The organism is Stenotrophomonas sp. 22LJNL06-5-1, assembly GCF_056861455.1.
Window position 1 is genome coordinate 145,594 of record NZ_JBSPUE010000009.1, and the last position, 25,379, is coordinate 170,972.

The window sequence follows — 25,379 nt, forward strand, 5'->3', positions numbered from 1 at the left end:
CAAGGTGCGGAACGACGAAGGCCCGGGCAGCTGCCCGGGCCTTCGAAGCTGATGCGTTGAAGCGTGTTGCCTGTATTACTTGAAGGTGTACTTGGCACCGACGGTGAAGTAGCGACCGATGGCACCACTGAAGTGCATCGGGTTGTAGTTCACGCCGCCATAGGTCAGCGGATCCAGCGGAGCAATGCGGTCGAAGACGTTCTCGACCGAAGCATTCAGCTCGAACGCTTCGGTGATTGCCCAGCGGCCGGAAAGGTCGAAGGTGGTGAACGAAGAGATCTTCTTCACCGGCGAGCCGTCGGCATAGAAGAACTGGTACTTGCCGCCGCGCTTGTCGGTGTTTTCCATGCTGGAGATGTAGTTCGCCACGCCGCTGACACTCCACGGGCCCTGCTTCCAGGTGGTACCGAAGTTGATGCGGTCCTTCGGCGTGCCGATGCAGTTGGTCACGTCGCAGTTGCCGTGCGTGCCCAGGAAGTCATCGGTGCTGGTACCGCTGGTGCGCTCGAACTTCAGCAGGTGGCTCCACTGCAGATCCATCTCCAGCTGGCCCGGGCCGATGTCGAAGGTCTGGCGGATGTCGGTGTCGATACCGCGAACGCGCGAGGAACTGGCGTTGATGTAGGCGGTGTTGACGGCCAGGATGCTGCCGGTACCGGCGACGCCGTTGAGCAGGTTGTTGTCGCGCAGGACGTTGCCAGCCCGGATCGCGTCATCGGTATCGCCCTGGGCGATCTCGTTGGTGCGCTTGATTTCCCAGGCATCGACGGTCAGCGAGGTGGAGCGGGTGGGCTGCAGCACGATACCCACCGAGTAGCTCTTCGACTCTTCCGGCTTCAGGTCCTTGTTCGGGCGGGTGATGATCGCAACCGACTGCGAGCCGCAGTCGTCCGGCGAAGCACCCGGGGCCGGGTTTTCACCGTCCGGGCAACGGATCGGATCCGAGGCCGTGGAGAAGGCGGCCAGGCCACCGTCGCCGTTCTCGGCCGGGTTCGGCGCACGGAAGCCTTCGGCGTAGCTGGCGCGCAGGGCGATCCAGTCGGCCGGCGTCCACTTCACACCCAGCTTCGGCGTGGCCTTGCCTTCACCGCTCTCATACTTGTCGTAGCGCAGTGCAGCGGACAGTTCCAACTGCTCCAGCACCGGTGCCGACAGTTCGACGTAACCGGCGTACACGTTCTGCGTGCCGTCATAGGCCGAGTAGCCCAGCCCGATGATGTCACCCGTGTCGGTGTAGGTCTGCGGGGTCAGGCTGTTGCTGGTCTTGCGCCACTCGGTACCGATCGCCAGGCCCAGCGGGCCACCCTTCAGGTCCATCAGGCTGCGCGACACGGTGAAGTCGAACATGTCCAGGCTGGACTTGGCGCGTGCACTGATCTTCGGCGAGATGTAGTCATACAACGCCTGGGAGTTCAGGTTGGCGTTGTCGCCAATGCGCCATACGCCACCGGCACAGTTCGCATCACCCAGCGCACACTTCACCGCGCTGTAGCGCAGGAAGCCGGTGCGCTCGTTGACCAGGTCGGTGCCCGAGTGCAGGTAGGCGGTGTCGTAGCTCCAATCACCCCAGTTGCCCTTGACGCCGACCAGGAAACGGTTGAACTCGTTGGTGTTGTCGGTCACGCGGGGGCCGACGTCCCAGGCGCTATAGCGCAGGCGCAACGGGCCAGTACCGAGGCCGGCAGGCCGGTCAGGATGATTGGGGCCAAGTACCACGGCGCCCGGGCCGCTGTTGCCATTGACCGGGCCGCCGGGATAACCCCAGCCGCCGGACGCGGCGGACGGCGTGTTGCTGAAGGTGGTTTCCTTCTTCGAGTAGCCGATCTCGGTGTAGATTTCGCCACCTTCACCGAATGCGAAGCTGGCGCGGCCGAACACATTGACGTACTTCTCTTCCGGCGAGATGTCGCGATACAGCTGTGCCGGATCCCACAGGCAGCCCTGCGCGGCGACCGAGGCGTCGGTCTGGCCACCAATGGTGGTCAGGCCCTGGCAGCCAGGCAGTGGCACGAGGGTGGCCGGATTCGTGTCGGTGACATTGCGGTCGTCGTACACCGAGCCGTTCGGACCAACGCCGCCGCGGGTCTTGCCGCTGAGGAAGGCGCCACCCAGGAACTGGGCATTGTTGCCATAGCCCCACTGGCGGGTGTCGCCGGTGCCGATCCACTTGCGGTTCTTGCGGTCGCTGATCTTGATCGCGTCGCTCTTGCCGACATCCAGGCTGAAGAAGGCGTTCCATCCGTCGGTGGCCATGTCGCCGGTACCGGCGGTCAGGGTCGCCTTCCTGGTATCGCCATCGCTGTCGCCGGACATACCGTAGGAACCGCGAAGGATCGCGCCCTGGAAATCGCTGCGCAGGATGATGTTGACCACGCCGGCGATGGCGTCGGAGCCATAGATCGCCGAGGCGCCGTCCTTCAGTACTTCCACGCGTTCAACGGCGTCGAGCGGGATGGTGCTCAGGTCGGTGAAGACCTTCTGGCCGTCATCGGCCAGGCCGTAGGTGGCCATGCGGCGGCCATTCAACAGGACAAGGGTCGAACCCGCGCCCAGGCCGCGCAGCGAGATGCCGGCACCACCGCCGGCGAAGCCGTTGCCGAACGATTTGGGGATCGAGCCGGCGCCATTGGCGGTGATGGTCTGCAGGTACTCGGCAACCGTGGTCTTGCCCGTACGGTCGATTTCCTGGCGGGTCACCACCTGCACCGGGGACGGTGTTTCAGTGTTGGTGCGCGGGATGTTCGAACCGGTGACCGTGATGCGGTCAAGGTTGGTGGCCTTCTCCTGCGCGAAAGCGGAGGTGGAAGCCACGGCGCCAACCAGCAGCAGGGTGCCGCCGGTAAGGATATGGGTGATGGACGATGCCAGGGTGGTGCGGCGGCGGCTGGCGGGCCGTTGGATCAGGTGTTTCACAGCTTCTCTCCTAACTGGAAAACCGTAGCGTTGAGGGCTGTCTCCGGAAGATTCCGGGACGGACCAATCTAGGTTTCCGGCAGGTGACGAAGTCGTGAATTTTTGCTTAATTGATAACAGTTGATCCTGTTCCGTCCGTACCCGCCCGGACGGAAGGGCCGGCCCGGCAGGTCGCCGGGCCGGCGATCACTTCAGTCCGGCAGCGAGAACTGCACCGGCACCATGCCGATGGCCGGCACGGCAACGCCATCACGCTGGGCCGGCTCGAAGCGCCAGTGCCTGAGCACCTGCTGGCGTGCGGCCTGGTCCAGGCTGCGCGAGCCACTGCTGCGCTCGATGCTGACCACCGCTGGCTGCCCGTGGGTGTCCACCTCTACCCGCAACAGCACCGTCCCCTGCTCGCGGTTGCGCAGTGCCGCCAGCGGGTAGGCCGGCGGCGGGGCGCTGCGGTACTGCAGCTGGGCGCCGGCCAGTGGTGTGGCGGTATCGATGCTCGGTGCGAGCTGGGGCGGGGCCGGTTCGGCGGCCGGCAGTGCGATGCCCTGGGTTTCCTCCACGGTCGCGGTAGGTGCGGGCAGGGGCGGTGCTACCGGCTGCGTCCGGGGTTTGGGCATCACCTGGGCGATCTCTTTCGGCGTGATCGGAACCGGCGGCGTGGGCGGTGGCGGGATCTTCTCGATCAGCCTGACCGCGGTCTTGTCACGCGGGACCTGCACGGCCTGGTAGGTCGCCGGGATCAGCAGCAACAGGAAGGCCAACAGATGCAGGGCGATGGCCGCGCTCCAGGCGGCAACGCGGGCGGGGTCGAAGTGCGGGGATGCAACGGGATACGTACGAACCATGGTCCACCTCCATGCCAGTGACGAAGTCCTCAACGCACCAGGGCCCGTGGCGGGGTTGCCGCACGCGGCTGGCAGTCCATCAGTAGCGCGACATGGCAGCCACTGCCTAGAGGCAGGGGGGCGATCGTTGGGCTGGCCTTCAGCCAATGCCGGCTGCGGGCATGAAAAAAGGCGGACCCCCTGCGGGATCCGCCTTTGTCGGCAATGGCGAACGGAATCAGCGACCCAGTTCGAACACCACGTCCAGGTTGACCGAGACCGTCGATTCGCCCGGCGCGACCGTAGTGGCCTTGTCCAGCGCCGCACCGGCAGACATCGTCCGCACCATCGGCATCGGGCGGAAGCCGCCGTTGCTGTTTTCAGAGATGCTGACGATGCGGCGCACCTGCACCCCCAGTGATTTCGCATAGGTCTGGGCGCGGGCCTGGGCCTTCTTCAGCGCAGCCAGGCGGGCTTCGTCATAGACCGGTTCCGGCTGGTCGATCTCGAAACTGGGGCCATTGATCTGGTTGGCGCCCTGTGCGGCCAGTGCGTCCAGCACCTTGCCGAGCTTGGCGATGTCGCGCACCTTCAGGCTGACCGTATTGTTGGCCTGGTAGCCGGTGATCTTCGGCGCTTCGTTGTCGGCATAGCGGTACTGCGGATTGAGGCTGATGCCGCTGGTCTGCACGTCACGCTCGGCGATGCCGGCGGCCTTGATCGCGGCCAGTACCTTGTCCATCTGCTGGGCGTTCTGGCGCATGGCGCTGTTGCCATCGGCGGCCTGGGTGACCACGCCGGCCGACAGGGTGGCCACGTCCGGCACGCGGGTCGCTTCGGCATTGGCCGAGATGTTCAGCAGGGTGCCTTCGGCCGGAGCGGCGATCGACGGCGACGACGGGGCAGCATGGGCGGTCATCGAAGTTCCAAGGGCGAGGGACAGGGCGAGCAGCAGCGGGGTGGCGGTCAGGCGCATGGAGAACTCCTTGTTGTGCCGTTGAGGGTGGTGTCGTAGCGATGAACGCGCTGTGAGCCCGTTCGGGGTTGAGCACGTTCCGGGACGGGTTGCCGACGATTCAGGTGGCGGCCTCAGGTTATGCTGTGCCGATGCTCTACCTTGCTTCCCGCTCCCCCCGACGCAACCAGCTGCTGGCCCGACTCGGACGCCCCTTCCAGGCCTTGGACCTGGAGGTCGTCGAGCAGCGCGCGCCCGCTGAAAGCGCCGAACAGTATGTCTGCCGCGTCGCTGCCGACAAGGCGCGTGCCGGCCTGGCCCGGGTGCTGGCCGATGACCCGCAGGCGCGGGTGCTCGGTTCGGACACCGAGGTGGTGCTGGACGGCGACGTGTTCGGAAAGCCCACCGACGCCGCCGATGCGCGGGCGATGCTGGCGCGTCTTGCCGGGCGTACCCATCAGGTGATGACCGCCGTGGTGGTGGTCGGCGCGGACGGGCTGGACAGCGAACTGGTCATTTCCGAAGTGACCTTCGCCCCGATCGACGCTGCCGACATCGCCGCCTACGTGGCCACCGGCGAGCCGTTGGACAAGGCCGGGGCCTACGCCATCCAGGGCGGGGCCGAGCGCTGGATCGAACATCTTTCAGGCAGCTACTCCGGCGTGATGGGACTGCCGCTGCTGCATACCGATCGTCTGCTGGCGCGCTGCGGCGCGCCGGCTCCCACTGCTGATGCCGCCAGGGAGGCTGCCGATGTCTGAGGAAATCCTGGTCAATGTGACCCCGCGCGAGACCCGGGTCGCCGTGATCGAAAACGGCATGCTGCAGGAACTGCACATCGAGCGCGGTTGGCGCCGGGGTGTGGTCGGCAACATCTACAAGGGCAAGGTGCAGCGGGTGATGCCCGGCATGCAGGCGGCCTTCGTCGAGGTCGGGCTGGAGCGCGCCGCGTTCCTGCACGCCAACGACGTGGTGCGGCCGGCGCCGGTGGCCAGTGCCGACACCGAGAACACCACGCTGCCGCCGCCCTCCAGCGTGCCGATCGTGGAGCTGCTGCGCGACGGCCAGGACATCGTGGTGCAGGTGGTGAAGGACCCGATCGGGACCAAGGGCGCACGCCTGACCACGCAGATCAGCATTCCCTCGCGCTACATGGTGCTGCTGCCGCAGTCCAAGGTGGTGGGAGTGTCCGCGCGCATCGAGGATGAAACCGAGCGCGCCCGCCTGAAGGCGCTGGTGACCGAACTGTCGGCGCAGCACGGGGGCTACGGCTACATCGTGCGTACCAATGCCGAGGGCCAGCCGGCCGAGGCCATTGCCGAGGACATCGCCTACCTGTCGCGCGTATGGAACGTGGTCGAGCGTCGTGGCCGCGAAGCGGCCTCGTGCAGCAACATCTATGAAGACCTGAGCCTGCCGCTGCGATCGGTACGCGACCTGATCCGCAAGGACGTTGACAAGGTGAAGGTGGACTCCAAGGAGACCTTCGCGCAGTTGCAGGCCTTTGTTGCCAAGTACATGCCGGTGCTGGCCGAGAAGATCGAGCTGTACAGCGGCGATCGCCCGATCTTCGACATGTTCGGGGTGGAGGACGAGATCGGCCGCGCGCTGGACAAGCAGGTGCCGCTGAAATCCGGTGGCTACCTGGTGATCGACCAGACCGAGGCGATGACCACCATCGACGTCAACACCGGTTCGTTCCTTGGCCAGCGCAACCTGGAAGAGACGGTGTTCCGCACCAACCTGGAAGCGGCGCAGGCGGTGGCACGGCAGCTGCGGCTGCGCAACCTGGGCGGCATCATCATCATCGATTTCATCGACATGGATGATGCCGAGCACCGCCGCCAGGTATTGCGTACGCTGGAAAAGGCGCTGGCCCGCGACCATGCCAAGACCACGGTGTACGACTTCTCGCCGCTGGGCCTGGTGGAGATGACCCGCAAGCGCACGGTGGAAAGCCTGGAGCGCCAGCTGTCGGAAACCTGCCCGCAGTGCAGCGGCCGTGGCAGCATCAAGACCACCGAGACGGTGACCTACGAGATCTTCCGCGAGATCACCCGTGCCGTGCGCCAGTTCGATGCCGCGCGCCTGCTGGTGATTGCTTCGACCAAGGTGGTCGCGCGCATCACCGACGAGGAATCCGCGGCGGTGGCCGAGCTGGAGGAATTCCTCGGCAAGAGCATCCGCTTCCAGGCGGACGAGCAGTACCTGCAGGAGCAATTCGATGTCGTTCTGCTCTGATCCTCGCCGGCCGCAGGCCGGCGGTGGCCGATGAGCGCGCCGCCGCGCCTGCGACTGCGAAGGATCCGCCGTCATTTCATTGCCGCCTGCGCTGTGGGCCTGGTTGGGCTTGCACTGCTGGTGGGCACCCTCAGCCAGCTGCTGCCGCTGGCTGAGCGCCATCCCGACAGGATTGCCGCCTGGCTGAGCGAACGCGCTGGCCAGCCGGTGCGTTTCGACCAGCTGCAGACCGCCTGGACCCGGCGTGGTCCGCTGCTGCAGCTCAAGGGCCTGCGCATCGGCGCCGGCCAGGGCCTGGCGATCGGCGAGGCCGAGGTGCTGGTATCGATGTACAGCGGCCTGTTGCCTGGCCGGTCGCTGACCGAGCTGCGCCTGCGTGGCCTGGCGCTCGACCTGCAGCAGGGCGAGGACGGTCGCTGGTCGGTGCGCGGCCTGCCGCAGGCCGCCAATGGCGGGGACCCGCTGGATGCGCTGCGCCGGCTGGGCGAACTGCAGGTGATCGGAGGCCGCCTGGGCGTGCATGCGCCGGGGTTGGGGATCGATACCACGCTGCCACGCATCGACGTGCGCCTGCGGGTCAACGGCGACCGCCTGCGTGTCGGTGTGCGCGCCTGGGCCCAGAGCGAAGCGCTGCCGTTGACGGCGGTGCTGGACGTGGACCGCGTGCGCGGCAATGGCCAGGCCTGGCTGGGCGCCGATCCGGTCGATTTTCATGCCTGGTCGCCGCTGCTGGCGGCCGGCGGTGTGCGCCTGCGCGAAGGCAAGGGCGAACTCAACCTGTGGCTGACCCTGCGCGATTTCGCACCGGTGGCGGTGACCACCGATTCGGACCTGCGTGATGTCCGCATCGATGGCGCACCGATGCCCGCGATGGCGGCTCCGCAGCTGCAGCTGCAGCGGTTGCAGGCACGACTGCGCTGGCAGCGCCAGGCCGATGGCTGGGCGTTGCAGGTGCCGCGCCTGCGCCTGAAAACCGAAGAAGGCGAGCAGCAGCTCGATGGCCTGCAGCTGCAGCTCGGCAAGCAGCTGCGGGTCCGTTCCGGCGAAGTGCAGGCCGGCACCGCGCTGCGTGCGCTGGCCCTGAGCGATCGTCTTGAACCGGGCCTGCGTCGCTGGCTGTTCCTGTCCAGGCCGCAGCTGGACGTGCGCGAGTTGCAGCTGGCGGGCGAACGCGATGGCCCGTTGTGGGCGCAGGGCGAACTGCAGTCGCTGGGCTTCGCCAGCGTGGGCGATTCGCCCGGCCTGCGTGGCCTGGGCGGACGCTTCGAAGGCGACGCGGATGGCTTCAGCCTGCAGCTGCAGCCGCAACGCCAGCTGCAGTTCGATTGGCCGACCGGCTTCGGCGTGCGCCACGATCTGCACCTGGCGGGCCAGGTGGTGGGCTGGCGCGATGAAGGTGGTGGCTGGCGCATCGGCACGGCGGCGATGCGCGTGGAAGGCACCGACTACGCGGCGGACGTGCGCGGTGGTGTCTGGTTCCAGGGCGACGGTACGCGGCCGTGGCTGCAGCTGGCGGCCAAGCTGGACGACGTGCCGATGACCGCGGCCAAGCGCTTCTGGATCCACTCCAAGATGAGCAAGGGCGCCACCGACTGGCTGGACATGGCGCTGGCCGGCGGCCAGGTGCGCAACGGCATCGGCCTGGTCAGTGGCGACCTGGACGACTGGCCGTTCGACAACAACGATGGCTGCTTCGAGGCGACCGGCCATATCACCAATGGTGACATCCGCTTCCAGCACGACTGGCCGTTGATGCGCCAGGTCGACGCCGATATCGCCTTCATCGGCCCCGGCTTCGACATGCACGGTCGCGGCGATCTGGCCGGCGTGGCGGTGCAGAAATTTGAAGCGGGCATCGAGGACTTCGGGCAGCAGCCGCTGTACGTGCGTGCCGATGCGCAGAGCGAGGCCGGCAGGCTGCTGGCCATGCTGCGGCAGAGCCCGCTGCACAAGGAATATGGCGACACCCTGGACAACCTCACCGCTGCGGGCCCGGCGCATGTGACCTTCGATCTGCTGCAGCCGCTGCACCACGATGAAGGTGGCGGCCACCTGCAGGGGACGGTCGATCTGGCCGGCGTGAAGCTGGTCGACAAGCGCTTCAAGCTCACCTTTGACAACATGCACGGGCAGGCGCGCTACAGCAATGGCGGTTTCGGCGCCGAGGAACTGGCGGTGCGCCACCTCGGCCAGGACGGCCGCCTGAGCCTGCGTGCCGGCGGCTACGTGCACGACAGCAAGCTGGCCTTTGAATCGCAGCTGTCGGCCAACCTCGATGCTGGCGTGCTGATCGACCGCGCGCCGGAAATGGCCTGGCTGAAGCCCTACATCGCCGGCACCTCGCCGTGGACCATCGCGGTGAACCTGCCGAAGGTCGCGCCGGGGGCGCCTGCACCGCCCAGCGAGCTGCGCCTGAGTTCGGATCTGGTGGGCACCCGCCTGGACCTGCCGGCGCCGCTGGACAAGCCGGCGGCCGAACCGTTGGCGACCACCGTGGCCGCGCAGCTGCCGATGGGGGCCGGCCGCATCGACGTGGCGTTCGGCCAGCGCCTGGCGCTGGCTGCGCGCAGCCACAACAACCAGACGGGAGTGCAGGTGACGCTGGGCAGCGACCATGTCGATCGCGAGCCGCCGCCGAGCGGACTGACCGTCAACGGCCGCAGCCCGACCCTGGATGCCCTGGAATGGATCAGCCTGGCGCGTGGTGGCAGTGATGACGATGCGATGCCGCTGCGTGCGGTGGACGTGCAGGTCGGCCAGTTGAAGCTGATCGGTGGCGTGTTCGAGCAGACCCGGTTGCAGCTGCGCCCGGGGGCGCAGGCACTGGATGTGCGGCTGGACGGCCCGTCGCTGGCCGGGCGCCTGACCGTTCCCAACGCAGACGGCGGCACCATCAGTGGCCAGCTTGACCGCGTGCACTGGCAGTCACTGCCGGCGGCTCCAGGTGCACCGGCCGCACCGGCACGGGTACAGGCCGGCGCCAACGACATGGACCCGGCCAAGCTGCCGCCGTTCGCGCTGGACATTGCCGACCTGAAGTTCGGCAAGGTGGTGCTGGGCCAGGCGGTGCTGCGTACGCGGCCGCTGGCCAATGGCCTGAACGTGGACGAGCTGCGCTTCCGTGCGCCCGACCAGGAAATCGACATCAGTGGTCGCTGGCTGGGCCGCACCGGTGGTGCCCGCACCGAGCTGACCGCACAGGTGCGCAGCGAGGACCTGGGCGGACTGATGCAGAACCTCGACTACGGCGGCCAGCTGCGTGGCGGTTCCGGCCAGGCGCAGCTGCAGGCCACGTGGAGCGGGGGGCCGTCGGACTTCCAGCTGGGCAACCTGCAGGGTCGCCTGGACCTGCACGCACGCAACGGCCAGCTGCTGGAGCTGGAGCCGGGTGCCGGCCGCGTGCTGGGCCTGCTCAGCGTGACCCAGCTGCCGCGGCGCCTGATGTTCGACTTCCGCGACTTCTTCTCCAAGGGCTTCGCGTTCAACCAGATCGACGGCAGCATGCAGTTCGGCCAGGGCATGGCGCGCACCGACAAGGTGCTGATCGAAGGCCCGGCAGCCAACATCACCATTCGCGGCCAGGCCGACCTGCGCAACCAGCAGTTCGACCAGACCATCGACGTCAACCCGCGCGCCGGCAATCTGCTGACCGTAGTGGGGGCGGTGGCCGGTGGCCCGGTGGGGGCGGCGCTGGGCGCGGCCACCAATGCGGTATTGTCCAAACCATTGGGCGAGATTGGCGCCCGTACCTACAAGGTGACCGGTCCATGGAAGGAACCGAAGGTGGAAGTGATCGAGCGCAGCCGCGACAAGGCTCCGCCACCCGCGCCGGCACCGGCGCCGGCCATCCCGCCGACCGTCACCGGCCTGCCGCGCTCGCGTTGAGCGCGGCTTTCCTGTTCACGGGGCTTGCCTGAGCACCCCCGCATCCCCAGATCGAGAACCATGACTGATATCGCCCTGACGCTTGCCCAAGACCGCCTGCTGCGCCCCGGCGGCCTGGATACCGCTGGCCTGGAGCGCACCTTCGGCCAGCTGCTCGGCCCCGGTGTGGACTTCGGCGACCTCTATTTCCAGCACGCCCGCCGCGAGAGCTGGAGCGTGGAAGACGGCATCGTCAAGGACGGTGCCCATTCCATCGAGCAGGGCGTGGGCGTGCGGGCGATTTCCGGCGAGAAGACCGGTTTCGCCTACTCCGATGACATCCATGCCGATGCGCTGCGGGTGGCGGCGCAGTCGGCGCGCGCGATCTCGCGTGAAGGTGGCGCCCAGTCCGGGCGATCGCTGCTGCGCGGCAACGCGCGCGCGCTGTACCCGGCGCTGGACCCGATCGATGGCATCGGCAACGAGGCCAAGGTCGAGGTGCTCAAGCGCCTGGATGGCTACCTGCGCGCCGCCGACCCGCGCGTGAAGCAGGTGATGGTGAGCTTGTCCGGCGGCGTCGATACGGTGCTGATCGCCCGCAGCGACGGTGTGCTGGGCGCTGACGTGCGCCCGCTGGTGCGCCTGAACGTGCAGGTGATCGTCGAGCACAACGGTCGCCGCGAGTCCGGCTATGCCGGCGGTGGTGGCCGCTACGGGTATGAGGAACTGTTCGCCGACGGCCGCCCCGAGGCCTTTGCCCGCGAGGCCCTGCGCCAGGCGCTGGTGAACCTGGACGCCGTTCCGGCACCGGCCGGGGTGATGCCGGTGGTACTGGGCCCGGGCTGGCCCGGCGTGCTGCTGCACGAAGCGGTCGGCCATGGTCTGGAAGGCGACTTCAACCGCAAGGGCACCAGTGTCTATGCCGGCCGCATCGGTGAGCGCGTCGCGGCGCCGGGCGTGACCATCGTCGACGACGGTACGCTCGACGGCCGTCGTGGTTCGTTGAACATCGACGATGAGGGCCACCCGAGCCAGTGCACCACCCTGATCGAGGACGGCATCCTGGTCGGCTACATGCAGGACAGCCTCAACGCACGGCTGATGGGCATGGCGCCGACCGGCAACGGCCGCCGCGAATCGTTCGCGCACCTGACCATGCCGCGCATGACCAACACCTACATGCGCGCCGGCCAGCATGACCCGCAGGAAATGATCCGTTCGGTGAAGAAGGGCCTGTACGCGGTCAACTTCGGCGGCGGCCAGGTCGACATCACCAGCGGCAAGTACGTGTTCTCGGCCACCGAGGCCTACCTGATCGAGGATGGCCGCATCACCACGCCGGTGAAGGGTGCGACGCTGATCGGCAACGGTCCGGAAACCATGCAGAAGGTACGCATGGTCGGCAACGATCTGGCCCTGGACGAGGGCGTGGGCATCTGTGGCAAGGACGGGCAGAGCGTGCCCGTGGGTGTCGGCCAGCCCTCGCTGCTGATCGAGGGCATCACCGTCGGCGGTACCCAGGCCTGAGCCGGGCGATGGCCAGCGCCACCGCCCCGGCCGGCGCGGACTCAGTCCTCGTCGGCTTCGTCGCTCTCGACGGGGTCGGCGTCTTCGGCGCTGGCCTTCAGGCCCAGCGCAGCCGGCAGCATCAGGGCACGCAGCACCTGGAAGATTTCGCGGTAGGCGCGCGGCGGCTTGTTCTTGGCCTTTTCGGCCTGCGCATTGCGCACCAGCGTGCGCAGCTGCTGGCGGTCGGCCTGCGGGTAGTCGTCCAGCAGTGCAGCCAGCGCCTTGTCACCCTCGGCCAGCAGGCGGTCGCGCCAGTCTTCGGCGCGGTGCATCATCGCCACTTCACGGCGGCCGGTTTCGCTGTTGGCGTCCAGCGCATCGCGGATCGCATCCAGCGTGGCGTCTTCTTCGCGGCGCATGTGCTTGGCCAGAAACGCCAGCTGGCGCTTGTGGGCGATGTGGGCGGTGATGCGCTTGCACTCGGCGATATGCGGCAGCAGGTCTTCCGGGATCGGCAGGCGTGCCAGCTGGGCCGGGGTCAACGATACCAGCTTCTCGCCCAGGGCCAGCACGTCGAGCGCGTCGCGCCGGTTCTGGCTGCGGCTCTTGTCGTGGAATTCACCGGTTTCTTCGTCGCGTCCGCGCATCGTTCCTACCTGATCTCAAAAAAAGTCGCCCGGCGTGATGCCGGGCCCAACCCGTACAGGATAAAGCATTGAACGTGATCGCCCCTGAAGTCGCTGTCGGCGACGACAGCCCGGCCCGGCTGGAACGGCTGGCCGACCTCTCCCAGCAGCTGCTCGACCGTGCCCGTGCGCTGGGCGCCAGCCAGGCCGAGGTCAGCTGCAGCGAGGACCGTGGCCTGGAGGTCAATGTCCGCCTTGGCGAAGTTGAGACCGTGCAGTCCACCCGTGACCGCGGTATCGCCGTCACCGTCTATTTTGGCCAACGCAAGGGCAGCGCCAGCACTGGCGACCTGAACGAGGCCAGCCTTGCCGCCACGGTCGAGCAGGCCTGCGCGATCGCCCGGCATACCGAGGACGACCCGGCCGCCGGCCTGGCCGAGGCCGCGCTGATGGCCACCGATTTCCCGGATCTGGATGCCTGGCACCCGTGGGCGCTGCAGGCCGACGAGGCGGTGGACCTGGCCCTGGCCTGCGAGAACGCAGGCCGTGAGGCCGATGCGCAGATCCGCAATTCCGACGGCGCCTCGGTGTCGAGCATGCAGAGCCTGTCGGTGTACGCCAACTCGCATGGCTTTTTCGGCCGTGAGCGCGGCACCCATCATTCGGTGGGCTGTGCGCTGATCGCCGGCCAGGGCGATGGCATGCAGCGCGATGGCTGGTACACCAGCGCGCTGGCCCGTGAGGATCTGGAGGAGGTGGGCCTGGTCGGTCGTCGTGCTGCCGAGCGCACCGTCGCCCGTCTGCAGCCTCGCTCGATGGCCACCGGCAGCATGCCGGTGCTGTTCGCCCCGGAAGTGGCGCGCAGCCTGGCCGGTCACCTGCTGTCGGCGGTGTCCGGCGGTGCCCTGTACCGCCAGGCCAGCTTCCTGCTGGACAGCGTTGGCCAGCAGCTGTTCCCGGACTGGATGCAGATCGAGGAACTGCCCCACCTGCGCCGTGGCCTGCGCTCGGCCGCCTTCGACGGCGACGGCGTGGCCACCCGTGCTTCGGCCCTGGTCCGCGACGGTGTGCTGCAGCGCTATGTGCTGGGCAGCTACTCGGCACGCAAGCTGGGCCTGCAGACCACCGCCAATGCCGGTGGCGTGCACAACCTGCAGCTGGCCGCCAACGCGGGCTCCCTGCAGGAAATCGCCCGGCAGATGGGCGATGGCCTGCTGGTGACCGAACTGATGGGGCAGGGCGTGAACGGGGTGACCGGCGACTACTCGCGCGGTGCCGGCGGCTTCCGCGTCGAGAATGGTGAGATCCAGTACCCGGTGGATGGCATCACCATCGCCGGCAACCTGCGCGAGATGTTCAGCAGCATCGAGGCGGTCGGCAGCGACGTCGACCCGCGCTCGCACATCCGGACCGGTTCGATCCTGCTGGGGCGGATGACCATCGCCGGTAATGATTGATGGCGTCGATGGCGTAAGCTATGCCCGCCTGACGCAACCAGCTTGGTGCTGGTGGGTCAAGACCACCCAATGAAAAGGAGTTTTGTCGTGAGCGAATTCGATAACGTCCCGCCGCCGCCGGCCACCACCGACGTGCCGGCCGACCAGCGCACCATGGCCCTGGCTGCCCACCTGCTGGGCATCTTCACTGGCTTCATCGGCGCGCTGATCATCTGGCTGATCAACAAGGACGATGCTGGCAAGGCCTTCGTGACCGACCAGGCCAAGGAAGCCCTGAACTTCCAGATCACCGTGACCATCGCGATGGTCATCAGCATCATCCTGATGATCGTGATCATCGGTGGCATCCTGGCCCCGATCGTCGGCGTCATCAACCTGGTGTTCTGCATCATTGCTGCAGTGAAGGCCAACAACGGCGAAGCCTACCGCTACCCGTTCACCCTGCGCCTGATCAAGTAAGACCGGCCGCATGTGGAACTGAAAACGCCCGGCATTGCCGGGCGTTTTCATGTGCGGGGAGCGGCGGGCGGTGACCGGCGAGCGAGCAGCGATCAATGATCGCGTTCGACCGCCAGCGTCGCCAGCGCACGCAGTGCATCGGCCTCTTCGCCGTATCCGGCCAGGATCGACTGCATGCGCGCTGCGAGCTCGTGCAGCTGGGCCTTTGCGCCGTCCATGCCAAGCAGGGCCGGGAAGGTGCTCTTGTCCTGCGCCTGGTCCTTGCCGGCGGTCTTGCCCAGCTGCTCGGAACTGGCCTCGACATCGAGGATGTCGTCGCGGACCTGGAAGGCCAGGCCGAGTGCATCGGCGAAGCTGTCCAGCTGGGCCAGCTGCGGTTCGTGGGCCTGCCCGCACAGCGCACCCATGCGTACCGCCGCGCGGATCAGTGCACCGGTCTTCAGCGCATGCATGCGGGTCAATGCTGCCAGCGTCTGCTGCTGGCCGGTGGCATCGATATCCAGCGCCTGGCCGCCGCACATGCCGGACGCGCCGGAGGCGTGGGCCAGGGTCTGCAGGCAGGCCACGCGCAGCGTGGCCGGCAGCGGCGCATCGGCGAGCAGGCCAAAGGCACGGGTCTGCAGCGCGTCGCCGGCGAGGATCGCGGTAGCTTCGTCGAAGGCGATGTGGGTGGTCGGCTTGCCACGGCGCAGCGCGTCATCATCCATCGCCGGCAGGTCGTCATGCACCAGCGAGTAGGCGTGGATGAGTTCGACCGACATGGCCGCCGCATCCAGGCTTTCCGGCTGCGCACCGAACAGGTGGCCACTGGCGTAGACCAGCAGCGGGCGCATGCGCTTGCCACCGCCCAGCACCGAATAGCGCATGGCCTGGTGCAGGCGCTGCGGTGCTTCGGCAGGCGAGGGCAGAGCGGCGTCGAGCTGGCTTTCGATACGGTCGCGCCAGCGCGCGAACAGAACCTCAGCCGTCATGGCTGGGCGGATCGAAGGGCTCGGAGGCTTCCGGCTGTGCCGGATCGCTGAGCAGGCGCACGCGCAGTTCGGCCTGCTCCAGCGCCTGCTGGCACTGGCGATACAGACCGACGCCACGTTCGTAAGCACTGAGCGAGGCTTCCAGGCTCAGCTCGCCGGTTTCCATCTGCTCCACCAGCTGTTCCAGCGATTCGAGCGACTGCTCGAACTGGGCAACCGGGGAGGCGTTTTCGGGGGACTTCTTGGCCATGTGGCAAGTGTGGACGGGCCGCGCGCGGGGGTCAATTCACCAGCCGCCCGGGCGCCACTGCAACTGTGCGCCATGCGCCTGCAGCCAGGCCCGCAGCGGTGCGGCGATGACCACATCGGCGGCGGCCAGCAACTGCGGGCCATCAAAGATCAGCGGCAGCTGCGCGCGTCGCCACGGGGCGAGGTGTTCGCGTTGCAGGCAGTCCTTCAACGCGTGCGAATGCTGGCGACCGGGCAGCAGAATGCGCTCACCGCCCACGCGTGCACGGACCTGCAGCGGGCGTTCGAAGGCCGGGGTGCCCTGCAGGCGCAGCTGTCCGCCATCGGGCAGCGGCAGCGGTGCGCGTCCATCCCATTCGACCTGCCACTCGAGGGGAAGCGCAGGTAGCCGGGCCGGCAGCAGGTAGGCGTGGTCGCGCCACTGCTGGATCGCGTGATCGTGCCAGCTCACACGGGCCTGACGATCGTTGCCGGCGGGCAGCAGCTCGTCCAGTGCCTGTTGCAGCACCGTGGCCGGCAGCGGCGCCGCACCGTGGCCGGCCACCCAGGCACGGAGTACACGTGCGGCACGACCCGGTGAGACCTGGCGCAGCAGCTGCAGAGACAGCACGCGTGGAGCGACTTCCAGGTGTGCGATCAGCTCGGCGTCTTCCTCATCGAGCAGTTCGCGGGTCTGCCCGCAATGCGCTGCGCTGCCCGCCAGTGCCGCAGCGGCATGCGGCCAGCGTTGGCGCAACAGCGGCAGCACCTGCAGGCGCAGGAAGTTGCGATCCGCCTGGTCGTCGCCATTGCTGGGGTCTTCGATCCAGTGCAGCGCATGGTGGCGCGCATAATCGAGCAGTGCACTGCGCGGGACCGCCAGCAGCGGCCGCCACAAGGGGTGTTCGCCAAGGCGGCTGTGCGTGGACATCGCCGCCAGGCCATCAACGCCGGAAGCGCGCAGGGCGCGCAACAGGAAAGTTTCGGCCTGGTCGTCCTGATGCTGCGCCAGTGCCAGTGTTTCGCCGTCGTGCAGTTCGGCCGCGAACGCTGCACGCCGCGCCTGCCGCGCCGCGCCTTCAAGGCCGAGGCCCGCGTGGTTGTCGACCCGCACGCGATGCACGGCCAGTTCGATGCCCAGTGCTGCGCATTGCTGCTGGCAATGCAGCACCCAGCGGTCTGCATCGGCTTGCAGGCCATGGTGTACGTGCACCGCACGCAGTGCCGTGCCGGAAGCCTGGGCGCAGCGCCACAGCCAGTGCAGCAGCACGGACGAGTCGACACCACCGCTGTAGCCCACCAGCAGCGGCGCATCCAGCGGAACGAGGGCAGGGAAGGCAGTCACGGCGGCAAGTATAGGGTTGCTCGGCAGGGCTGCGCCCTGCACCCGCTACGATCCAGAGCAACAGCAACAGCAACAGCAGAAGCTGGTTTCCTGAGGGTCGGCGGGGTGGGTCCGGTTGCGGGGGACGCTGCAAGTACGTCCATGTAAGCTCGGTCGCCGCATCCATGCGGCTCACGCCCCCGCAACCGGACCCACCCCGCCTTCGACAGTTTCCTGCGAACTGTCGGAATTGCTCTTGGGGTCAGATCCGTTTTCCTGCGGAGAACGGATCTGACCCCGGATTCAATTCGATATCTGACAGATTCGATCCACGCGAAGCGTGGATGGTCCAACCGTCACCGGAAATCTGTCGGGGGTGGGGCGGTGTGGGTGGGCAGGACCGTTGGCGCCATGGATGGCGCCATCGAGCCCCCAGGGACGGGTTTACGGCGTGTCCTGCCCAGCCACACCGCCCCACCCAACTCACAGAAAACCAGAGCCGCTTTTGATCTTGATTTGGCTTCGGCTTCGGCTTCGGCAGGTGCAGGGCGCAGCCCTGCCGAAACCCCTACTTCACCCGACGGCCCGAGCGGTCGATGCGGAACCGCTCTCCGCCTTCCATCGGCGTGTGGCCATCGGCATCCGGCGTGCCGCGACGGCAGCCATTGCAGACCTCGGCCACGCCATCCTGGAACGGCCACCCGAAATCGAAGGTGCCGGGCACGACCTGGCGGAACGTCAGGTCGAAGTAACCCACGCGGTGGCCGACGCGGGCGCGCAGCAGGCCTTCCTGCGGTGTTTCCGGACCGTTGTCCCAGGTCAGCACCGGCAGGCTGCGACCCTTGCGGTTGACGTAATGGAAGCCCTGGTCGGCGTACACCACGGCCAGGCCGTGGTCGTCGTAGTTCAGGTCCTTCAGCGTGTCGGCGCTGATCTTCGGCCGGTGATCGACCACCTCACAGTTGGGCAGCGGCCACAACCCGTGTTCGTCGGTCAGCAGCTTGCACGCCGGTGCCTGTGCCGCTGCATTGGCACTGACCAGCACGCCAAGCAGGGCCAGCGACCGCGCGAAGCGGCCGCTGGCAGGGGCAGGGCGGGCCTGCCGTGCGATCACTTGGCCTCGGCCTTGCGTTCGAAGGCCGTCGGTGCCGGCAGCTGCACCGGCACGCCCTTGTCATCGCAGGTGCCGGCCTGGCACAGGCGCTCGCGCAGGGCCGGAGTGGCCTGCACGATCATGTGGTAGATCGCGTTCTGTTCCAATGTGCCGCGGATCGCCTTGCTGCCCGGGCCGCGTGCCCAGATACCGACGTCTTCACCACCGTGCGACTCGGACTTCATCGGCACCAGCGCTTCCTGCATGTAGTCCGGATGCTCGGTGTCGACCTCGCGCAGGTTCGGGCGCCCGTTGGCCGGTTCGAAGCTGCTCGGGTTGTGCGGGTAGCGCTTCGGGCCGGCCGGCTGCTGGTTGCTGCTGCCGGTATGGCCCGGGCCATTGGCGTAGCTCAGCGTGGTGTACGGCTGGCCGGTGCCGTCCAGCGCGTAGTCCAGCTTGCCGGCGCCATCTTCGCCGCCCTTGTCCTTCACCTTGCCCAGGATCGGGTTGCCGCGCGCCGGGTAGCCGACGAAGTTCAGGGTGTGCGAGTGGTCGGCGGTGACGATGATCAGGGTGTCGTCGGCCGAGGTCAGTTCGTTGGCCACGCGCACCGCGTCGGACAGGGCCACGGTCTCGGTCAGGGCACGGTAGGCGTTGCCGCTGTGGTTGGCGTGGTCGATGCGTGCGCCTTCGATCATCAGCACGTAGCCTTCCTCGTGCTTGGCCAGATTCTTGATCGCTGCAGCAGTCAGTTCGGCCAGGCTAGGCTCACCGCCCGGATCCTGCGGGCGCTCATACTCGTAGCGCATGTGGTCCGGCTCGAACAGGCCAAGGATGGCCGGCGCGTTGGCGGCGGCGGCCAGCTGCTTGCTGTTCCAGACGTAGGCACCCTGCGGATGTGCCTGCTGCCATTCCTGCACCAGGCTGCGGCCATCCAGGCGCTGGCCGACCTTGTCGTCGTATTCCGGATCGCGCTCTTCCACGGTGGTGAATTCACCGCGGCCGCCACCGAGGGCGACCAGCGGGCCGCGCCCATAGCGCGAGGTCGACAGCAGCTGCTGGGCGATGTCCTTGCAGCCTGCGGCCTTGGCGGCTTCGGTCAGGTCGGTGTCGTTTTCCCAGTTGCGCTCGGGCGAGTGAGCGTAGGTGGCAGCAGGGGTGGCATGAGTCAGGCGCGCGGTGGACACCACGCCCGTGGCCAGGCCGGCGCTGTCGGCCAGCTGCAGCCAGGTCAGCAGGCCCTTGGACAGGCTGTCGGCGCAGTCGGTGCGGCTGCCGGCGCTGACGCCGATCGCGCCCATGTGGGTCTTCACGCCGGTGGTGATGGCGGTCATGGTGCCGGCCGAATCCGGGGTCTGCGAATCGGTGTTGTAGGTCTTGCTGAACGCCGTGGCCGGGAAGCGCTCCCAGGACAGCAGGTTCTCCTCGCCCGAGCCACCCTTCTGCTGGCCTTCGTAGATGCGCGAGGCGGCCACGGTGGTCAGGCTCATGCCATCACCGAGGAACAGGATGACGTTCTTGGCCTTGCCGGACATCGCGCCGTTGGCGGCGGCCTGGGCGGCGCCACTGCGGTACCACCACTGCGGGGTCTCGCCGGCCGGGTGGGCGACCGGGTCGACGGCGACCTTCATGCCCGCCGGGGCAGAGGCGGGGGTGGTGCTGGCGCAGGCGCCCAGCAGCAGGGTGGTGGCGCAGGCGGCCAACAGGGAGACGGAACGGCGCATGGACGCTGGGATCTCACAAACTGTAACGGGACGTTCATTATGCCCGGTGCCGCAAGGCACGCCGATGACACACTGATTTGCCGGCCGGGCGGTCGTTCTGCGGGCCGCCTTGGGCTATCGTGCCAGCATCCCTTCCTTCCCCTCTGGATTGCCTATGAAGCTGGTCTCTGCCTGGCTGCGGATTCCATTCTGGCAGCGCGTGGTCGGTGGCTTCGTGCTCGGCGCGCTGGCCGGCTGGGCGCTTGGCCCGGCCGCGGAAACGTGGTTCGGCCCGCTCGGCGAGCTGTACGTCACCCTGATCAAGATGATTGCCGTGCCGCTGGTGTTCTTCGCGGTCATCAACGCGATCTCGTCGCTGCATGGCCAGAAGTCGGTCGCCGCGCTCAGTGGTCGCACCTTCCTGTGGTTCGTGATCACCGCGGCATTGGCGGTGTGCGTCGGCCTGGGCGTGGGCACCGTGCTGCAGCCCGGCGCCGGTGGCCTGCAGCTGTCGATGGCCAGCAACTACGTGCCGCGCGAAGTGCCCAGCGTGGTGCAGGTGTTGCTGGACGTAGTGCCGGCCAATGTCTTCTATGCGCTGTCCGGCATCGGCACTAAGGTCAACGCCGCCGGTGAGACCGTGCTGGCTGCCGGTCGCGGCTCGATCCTGCCGGTGATCTTCTTTGCCGGCCTGGTGGGCTTTGCCATCGTCAAGCTGGGCGAGAAGGTGACCGAGGCGCGCAAGCTGGTCGGCCAGATGAGCGACATCATGATCCAGGTGACCCGCTTCGTGCTGGAAGTCACCCCGATCGGCACCTTCGGCCTGATCGCCGGCCTGGTCGGCAGCTATGGCTTCGAGAAGCTGCTGCCGCTGGGTCATTTCGTGCTGGCCCTGTACGTGGCCTGCGCCCTGCACATCGTGGTGGTCTACAGCGCACTGCTGCTGGCGCACGGCCTGAACCCGCTGAAGTTCTTCCGCGGCGCCGCGCCGGGCATGCAGGTTGCGTTCGTCAGCTCGTCCAGCTTCGCGGCGATGCCGGTGGCGCTGCGTTCGATCACCCACAACCTGGGTGTGAACAAGGATTACGGTTCGTTCGCGGTACCGCTGGGCGCGAGCATCAAGATGGACGGTTGCGGCGCGATCTACCCGGCGCTGTGCGCGGTGTTCATTGCGCAGTACAGCGGGGTGCCGCTGACCCCCGAGCAGTACGTGGTGGTGCTGATTGCCTCGGTGCTGGGCAGCTTCGGCACCGCCGGGGTGCCCGGCACCGCCGTGATCATGGCCACGGTGGTGCTGAGTGCGGCCAACCTGCCGCTGGAAACCATCGGCTACCTGTATGCCATCGACCGCATCCTCGACATGATGCGCACGATGACGAATGTGACGGGCCAGATGCTGGTGCCGGTGATCGTGGCCAAGGAAACCGGGCTGCTCGACCAGGCGGTGTATGACAACCCGTCCAGCAATGTAGGTGTGGACGATCCTGATCCAACACCGCCCCGCGCCTGAGGTTGCGTGGAGATGAAAGGCCCGCCGTAAACCGGCGGGCTTTTTGTTTGGGAGCTGGCTGGCGCGGTGGCGGAGCCGGGCCTGGTAGATCCACGCCATGCGTGGATGGAGGCGGTGCCGACCAAGGTCGGCACCCACCGGCAGGCCCCGCCCCGATCGGAGGAACCCCGGAGCAGAGCCACAGTAGATCCACGCCACGCGTGGATGGAGGCAGTGCCGACCAAGGTCGGCAGCTACCCACCATTGCGCGGGCCCAACAAAAAAGCCGCTGCAGGGCAGCGGCTTCTTGTCTCTCAGGCGGCGCCGTAGCGCCAGCGGGTCAGAGGTCGACCCGGCGGGCCTGCATGAACTTGTTGCCCCAGTAGCCACTGAGCAGGGTGTCCACGCGGACGTCCTTGCCCGAGCTCGGTGCGTGCAGGAAGCGGCCATCGCCGACATAGATGCCGACGTGGTCGACGCGGCCCTTGCGGCCGAAGAAGACCAGGTCGCCCGCCGCCAGCGCGGTGCGGTCGTTGATCAGTTCGGCGTTGTCATCGTGGGCCATTTCGCGCGAGACGCGCGGCAGCTCGATGCCCAGGGCCGAGCGGAACACATAGCCGACCAGACCGCTGCAGTCGAAGCCGCTGTCCGGGTTGCTGCCACCCCAACGGTACGGGGTGCCCAGCAGGGTCATCGCACGGCGCAGCAGCGACTGCACCTTGCCGTTGTCGGCTGCGGTGCCGACAACGCTGCCATTGGCGGCGCTGCTGGTGTCGTAGTTGGCAAGCAGGCGGCTGAGGTCACCGGCCACCACGGCCGAGCGGTCCATCAGTGGAATGGTGTCGTTGGCGGCCAGGTGCGGCAGCAGGGCGGCCAGCGTGGCGCTGGCGGCGGCATCGACGCGGCTGCGCTGCGGAGCGGCGGCCTCGGCCTTGGCGGCCGGTCGGGCGGTGCTCTCGGCCACCGGGGCCGGGGTCACATCGGAACGGTTCGGAGCAGTCTGCGACCAGGCCGGAAGGCTGGTCAGACACAGTGCCAGGCCAAGTAACAGCGGGCGGGCACTACGTGAAGATACGGAAGTCTGGCCTTCGCTTTTCAGGTCGTCAGTCGTCACGCGTCGGTCACAGGAAAAAAACGATGGGGCATCATGCCCTGTAAAAGCGGCAATAAGTTAAAAATTCCGTTAGCAAACCGTTAGTTTCATGGTGATGGGCGTCACAGTTTTGAACATATCGCCTGTTCATTTTAGCGAAGGACACGTTTCGCGCCGGTGTAGTGGTCTTTCCAGTAGGGGCCGCTGAGCGAGTCGAGGCGTACCGTGCCGCCGGTGCTCGGCGCATGCACGAAGCGCCCTTCACCCACATAAATACCGACATGGGTGACGCTGCCGCGGCTGCCGAAGAACACCAGGTCGCCGGTGGCCAGACGCTGCGGGTCGATCTTCGGGCCCTGTACCGCCGCCAGGTCGCGCGAGGTGCGCGGCAGTTTCAGGTCCAGCATCTCGCGGTAGACGTAGGCGACCAGGCCGCTGCAGTCGAAGCCGGAGTCGGGGGTATTGCCGCCATAGCGATAGGGGGTGCCGACCAGGCTGATGGCTCGCATCAGCACCGAGTTGGCCGCCTCGGGATTGTCCGGCACGGTCTTCGGCCAGTTCGCGGTTGGCGGTGGTGGCGCGGGGCGGGTGGCCTTGCCGCCGCCGCAGGCGGTCATCAGCAGGGGCAGGGCCAGCAGCAGGGCCGGGGCGAGGAGCCGGCGCAGGCCGGACGAAACTGGCGTGATGTGCATGATCTCCGGATAATGCGCCACCTTAGGATTGGCCGTCATGATGGCGGCGTCCCCGCCGGGCGACAACCCGCCCCAACCCGCCTGCCTCCGGCAGATCCAGACAGAGTTGCGCATGAAGATCGAAAAAGACCGCGTTGTCCGCTTCCACTACACCGTTTCCGAAGTCGGCCAGGAGCCGATCGAATCGTCCAAGGAGCGCGGCGAGCCGCTGGCGATCCTGATCGGCCACGGCAACATCATCCCGGGCCTGGAAAACGCCATGATGGACAAGGAAGCCGGCGCGACCTTCAGCGTCGACGTCACCGCTGCCGATGCCTACGGCGAGCGCCGCGAGGGCCTGTCCCAGCGTGTGCCGAAGAAGCACTTCGGCAACACCAAGCTGGCTCCGGGCCAGCAGGTCGTGCTGCAGACCAACTTCGGCCCGCGTGCGGTGACCGTGCAGAAGGTCGGCATGAGCGTCGTCGACGTCGACCTGAACCACCCGATGGCCGGCAAGGACCTGCACTTCGACGTGGAAATCGTCGATGTGCGCGAAGCCGGCAAGGAAGAGATCGACCACGGCCACGTCCACGGCGACGGCGGCCACCAGCACTGATCGCAGCGCGATCGTGATGGCAGCAACGGCCCGCTTCGGCGGGCCGTTGCGTTTCTGGAACACGGCGCGGCCATCCATGGTGTGTGGGCCGGCGGCATAATGGCGGACCTGCCCGACGGACGCCCCGTGAACGCCGCTTCTCCTTCCCTGCAGCCGGTGGCTTCCGGCGAACGCATCGCCGTGCTGGACGTGCTGCGCGGTGCTGCGCTGCTGGGCATCCTGCTGATGAACATCGAGGCCTTCAGCGGACCGCTGGACCTGGCCTTCACCGGCATCGACGTGCATTGGCAGGGTATCGATTACTGGGCCGATGCCTTTGTCTACGTGTTCGTGCAGGGCAAGTTCTTCACCCTGTTCTCGTTGCTGTTCGGCGCCGGCTTCGCGGTGATGGCGCAGCGCGCCGAGGCTGCCGGGCGTGACTTCACCCCGTTCTACCTGCGCCGCAGCGCTGGCTTGCTGCTGATCGGCCTGTGCCACGCGCTGCTGGTCTGGTCCGGCGACATCCTGGTGATGTACGCGTTGGTCTCGTTGCCGTTGCTGGCCTGCCGCGAGGCGCCGCGCAGCTGGCTGCCGTGGATGGGTGTGACGGTCTATCTCGGCGGTGTGGCGATGATGCTGCTGGTGGGCGCGATGGTGTCGATGGCTTCGGCGGAGGACGTGCAGAAGATGCTCACCGACGCGCAGCAGAGCATCGAGCTGCAGCGGCAGGTCTATGGGCAGGGCAGCTGGATGCAGGCCAATGTGCAGCGGCTGAGCGAGTTCGGCACGTCGATGGGGGCGATGCTGATCACCGGCCCGGAAGTGCTGGGCATGTTCCTGATCGGCAGCTGGTTTGCCGGCAGCGGTGCGCTGTCGGCGCCTGAGCGCTTCCCGCGGCTGTACGCGGTGCTGCGTTGGGTGGCACTGCCACTGGGCCTGGTGGTCACGCTGCTGGGGGTTGCCTGGAAACCCTACCTGGCACCGGGTGCCTACGACCTGGCGGTGACAGCCGCAATGGCACTGGTGACGATTGGCGGCCTGCCGATGTGCCTGGGCTACTTGGCGTGGATCGAGCATTGGCGTGCGCGGTTGGCCTGGCTGGCACAGGTCGGGCGCATGGCGTTGACCCACTACCTGGGCCAGTCGCTGCTGTGTACCTGGCTGTTCTATCACTATGGCCTGGGCGGCTTCGAGCTGATGCCGCGCAGCGTGCAGCTGCTGTTCGCGCTGCTGTTGTTTGCCGTGCAGGTGGCCGTTTCGCACGCCTGGTTGCGCCGCTTCCGCTTTGGCCCGATGGAATGGCTGTGGCGTGCGATGACCTACCGGCAGTGGCCGCCGATGCGGCGCGAGGCCGGGCAGGGCTGATC

At 67.5% G+C, this 25,379-nt stretch carries 20 protein-coding genes; 9 read left to right on the top strand and 11 right to left on the bottom strand.

What is annotated here, in order from left to right; all coding sequences use genetic code 11:
• Positions 1-75: 75 nt before the first annotated feature.
• From AC13GF_RS18520 to AC13GF_RS18530, 3 genes are all read right to left on the bottom strand, one after another.
• A complete protein-coding gene (locus AC13GF_RS18520; protein WP_483005585.1) occupies positions 76-2,913 on the bottom strand; it encodes a TonB-dependent receptor in 2,838 nt (945 codons plus the stop codon).
• A 191-nt stretch (positions 2,914-3,104) separates the two neighbouring features.
• Positions 3,105-3,755, bottom strand: a complete 651-nt coding sequence (locus AC13GF_RS18525) for an energy transducer TonB (protein WP_483005586.1) — start codon at positions 3,753-3,755, stop codon at positions 3,105-3,107.
• A 217-nt stretch (positions 3,756-3,972) separates the two neighbouring features.
• Positions 3,973-4,710 (bottom strand): SIMPL domain-containing protein, encoded by a 738-nt coding sequence (locus AC13GF_RS18530; protein ID WP_483005587.1) that lies wholly within the window; start codon positions 4,708-4,710, stop codon positions 3,973-3,975.
• A 131-nt stretch (positions 4,711-4,841) separates the two neighbouring features.
• On the opposite strand from AC13GF_RS18530, the gene AC13GF_RS18535 reads away from it, so the two are divergent.
• From AC13GF_RS18535 to tldD, 4 genes are read left to right on the top strand one after another with little or no spacing between them, the layout of a single operon-like run.
• The gene (locus tag AC13GF_RS18535) at positions 4,842-5,450 is read left to right on the top strand and encodes a Maf family nucleotide pyrophosphatase (protein WP_483005588.1); all 609 of its coding nucleotides are present in this window, start codon (positions 4,842-4,844) and stop codon (positions 5,448-5,450) included.
• Entirely contained in the window at positions 5,443-6,930 is a 1,488-nt protein-coding gene (gene rng, locus AC13GF_RS18540) for a ribonuclease G (RefSeq protein ID WP_010482960.1), read from the top strand. Before AC13GF_RS18535 ends, rng begins: the two co-directional genes overlap by 8 nt.
• 30 nt (positions 6,931-6,960) lie before the next feature.
• The gene (locus AC13GF_RS18545; RefSeq protein WP_483005589.1) at positions 6,961-10,815 is read left to right on the top strand and encodes a YhdP family protein; all 3,855 of its coding nucleotides are present in this window, start codon (positions 6,961-6,963) and stop codon (positions 10,813-10,815) included.
• 60 nt (positions 10,816-10,875) lie between these two features.
• Complete coding sequence (gene tldD / locus AC13GF_RS18550) at positions 10,876-12,321, top strand: metalloprotease TldD (RefSeq protein WP_126928365.1); 1,446 nt, start codon at positions 10,876-10,878, stop codon at positions 12,319-12,321.
• 41 nt (positions 12,322-12,362) lie between these two features.
• On the opposite strand, the gene yjgA is transcribed toward tldD, so the two are convergent.
• On the bottom strand, positions 12,363-12,950 hold the full coding sequence (gene yjgA, locus AC13GF_RS18555; RefSeq protein WP_483005590.1) for a ribosome biogenesis factor YjgA: 588 nt from the start codon (positions 12,948-12,950) through the stop codon (positions 12,363-12,365).
• A 68-nt stretch (positions 12,951-13,018) separates the two neighbouring features.
• Here yjgA and pmbA point away from each other — a divergent pair, with 68 nt between their 5' ends.
• Both pmbA and AC13GF_RS18565 read left to right on the top strand, forming a co-directional pair.
• Positions 13,019-14,386: a metalloprotease PmbA gene (gene pmbA, locus AC13GF_RS18560; protein WP_483005591.1), complete on the top strand. Its 1,368-nt coding sequence runs from the start codon at positions 13,019-13,021 to the stop codon at positions 14,384-14,386.
• Between the two features lie 87 nt (positions 14,387-14,473).
• On the top strand, positions 14,474-14,845 hold the full coding sequence (locus tag AC13GF_RS18565; RefSeq protein ID WP_097049815.1) for a DUF4870 domain-containing protein: 372 nt from the start codon (positions 14,474-14,476) through the stop codon (positions 14,843-14,845).
• A gap of 92 nt (positions 14,846-14,937) precedes the next feature.
• Here AC13GF_RS18565 and AC13GF_RS18570 read toward each other — a convergent pair whose 3' ends face one another.
• From AC13GF_RS18570 to AC13GF_RS18590, 5 genes are all read right to left on the bottom strand, one after another.
• The gene (locus tag AC13GF_RS18570) at positions 14,938-15,816 is read right to left on the bottom strand and encodes a polyprenyl synthetase family protein (protein WP_005410523.1); all 879 of its coding nucleotides are present in this window, start codon (positions 15,814-15,816) and stop codon (positions 14,938-14,940) included.
• Positions 15,806-16,066 (bottom strand): exodeoxyribonuclease VII small subunit, encoded by a 261-nt coding sequence (locus AC13GF_RS18575; RefSeq protein WP_005410522.1) that lies wholly within the window; start codon positions 16,064-16,066, stop codon positions 15,806-15,808. Before AC13GF_RS18575 ends, AC13GF_RS18570 begins: the two co-directional genes overlap by 11 nt.
• 36 nt (positions 16,067-16,102) lie before the next feature.
• The gene (gene tilS, locus AC13GF_RS18580) at positions 16,103-17,389 is read right to left on the bottom strand and encodes a tRNA lysidine(34) synthetase TilS (RefSeq protein WP_483005592.1); all 1,287 of its coding nucleotides are present in this window, start codon (positions 17,387-17,389) and stop codon (positions 16,103-16,105) included.
• Between the two features lie 547 nt (positions 17,390-17,936).
• Entirely contained in the window at positions 17,937-18,482 is a 546-nt protein-coding gene (locus tag AC13GF_RS18585) for a WG repeat-containing protein (protein WP_483005593.1), read from the bottom strand.
• Entirely contained in the window at positions 18,479-20,185 is a 1,707-nt protein-coding gene (locus tag AC13GF_RS18590; RefSeq protein WP_483005594.1) for an alkaline phosphatase, read from the bottom strand. The genes AC13GF_RS18585 and AC13GF_RS18590 overlap by 4 nt, the downstream gene beginning before the upstream one ends.
• A gap of 154 nt (positions 20,186-20,339) precedes the next feature.
• On the opposite strand from AC13GF_RS18590, the gene AC13GF_RS18595 reads away from it, so the two are divergent.
• Positions 20,340-21,674 carry a dicarboxylate/amino acid:cation symporter gene (locus AC13GF_RS18595; protein ID WP_006381938.1) on the top strand — a complete coding sequence of 445 codons (1,335 nt, stop codon included), beginning with the start codon at positions 20,340-20,342 and terminating at the stop codon, positions 21,672-21,674.
• 319 nt (positions 21,675-21,993) lie between these two features.
• Here AC13GF_RS18595 and AC13GF_RS18600 read toward each other — a convergent pair whose 3' ends face one another.
• Positions 21,994-22,767, bottom strand: coding sequence for a C40 family peptidase (locus AC13GF_RS18600; RefSeq protein WP_005414115.1), 774 nt, complete (start codon positions 22,765-22,767; stop codon positions 21,994-21,996).
• A 131-nt stretch (positions 22,768-22,898) separates the two neighbouring features.
• A complete protein-coding gene (locus AC13GF_RS18605; protein ID WP_197657280.1) occupies positions 22,899-23,477 on the bottom strand; it encodes a C40 family peptidase in 579 nt (192 codons plus the stop codon).
• 73 nt (positions 23,478-23,550) lie between these two features.
• Here AC13GF_RS18605 and AC13GF_RS18610 point away from each other — a divergent pair, with 73 nt between their 5' ends.
• Positions 23,551-24,033, top strand: coding sequence for an FKBP-type peptidyl-prolyl cis-trans isomerase (locus tag AC13GF_RS18610; RefSeq protein ID WP_483005595.1), 483 nt, complete (start codon positions 23,551-23,553; stop codon positions 24,031-24,033).
• Positions 24,034-24,132: 99 nt separating this feature from the next.
• A complete protein-coding gene (locus tag AC13GF_RS18615) occupies positions 24,133-25,377 on the top strand; it encodes a DUF418 domain-containing protein (protein WP_483005596.1) in 1,245 nt (414 codons plus the stop codon).
• The last annotated feature ends 2 nt before the right edge of the window (positions 25,378-25,379 follow it).